The organism is Phormidium sp. CCY1219, from assembly GCF_035615515.1.
Taxonomy (GTDB): Bacteria; Cyanobacteriota; Cyanobacteriia; order Cyanobacteriales; family Laspinemataceae; genus CCY1219.
Genome location: NZ_JAJENT010000128.1, coordinates 1 through 247, shown reverse-complemented (window position 1 = coordinate 247; position 247 = coordinate 1). Strand labels below are relative to the sequence as shown.

General features: G+C 46.6%; 1 pseudogene. It reads left to right on the top strand.

Annotated features, from left to right (window positions below):
- Window positions 1-23: 23 nt before the first annotated feature.
- A pseudogene (locus LKK83_RS00700) lies at window positions 24-247 on the top strand (Uma2 family endonuclease); the annotation flags it as partial.

Genomic DNA, 247 nt, shown 5'->3' with positions numbered 1-247 from the left:
CGATTAAACGGAGGAAAAGCCCAATGGTAAGGGAATTGCAACCCGAGGCTCCCACAGAGATTATCTACCCCGAAAGTGACGGTCAACCAATGGCAGAAAATACCAAACAATTTCGCTGGATCGTGACGATTAAAGAAAATTTAGAACTGTTATTTGCAGACCGGGAGGATGTATTTGTCGCGGGAGATTTGTTCTGGTATCCGGTGGAGGGGAACAATAAACTGGCGCAAGCACCGGATACAATGGT